This window comes from Vibrio sp. 378, from assembly GCF_033339435.1.
On record NZ_JAWOUO010000650.1, the window covers coordinates 1 to 656 of the forward strand.

Genomic DNA, 656 nt, shown 5'->3' on the forward strand with positions numbered 1-656 from the left:
TTCTAGTTACTTTCGCAAAAAAGTCGACAGTGAAAAAACACGCGCTTTGGTGAGCAATATTGCCAAAATAGATGTCACGGTGACGCATACCGAGACAGAAGCGCTGATTCTTGAACACAATTACATCAAGCAGTATTTACCGAAATACAACGTGCTTCTGCGTGATGATAAATCGTACCCTTATATATTCATTAGCGGTCATAAACATCCGAGATTGTCCATGCACCGTGGGGCCAAGAAGCGTAAAGGCGAGTATTTTGGTCCTTACCCTGACTCAGGGGCGGTACGAGAAACGCTGCACTTGCTGCAAAAAATATTTCCTGTTAGACAGTGTGAAGATACGGTTTACTCCAATCGAACGCGCCCTTGCTTGATGTATCAAATTGGTCGTTGCGCTGGCCCGTGTGTGAGCTCGATTATCTCAGATGAAGAGTATGCAGAGCTGGTGGGTTTTGTTCGTCTATTTCTGCAAGGTAAAGATCAGCAAGTACTGAAGCAGTTGATAGAGAAAATGGAGCTTGCTAGTCAGCAACTTCGGTTTGAAGACGCGGCAAAGTTTCGTGATCAGATACAAGCGATAAGACGAGTCCAAGAACAGCAATATGTATCGGAAGACAGCATGGACGATATGGATGTGCTGGGTTTTGCGCAAGAGA

1 protein-coding gene is annotated in these 656 nt (G+C 45.0%); it reads left to right on the forward strand.

Features of this window, described 5'->3' with window-relative positions; genetic code table 11:
• Positions 1–656, forward strand: a 656-nt coding sequence (gene uvrC / locus R7Q48_RS28065) for an excinuclease ABC subunit UvrC (protein ID WP_318133587.1), incomplete at both ends; no start/stop codon positions are given.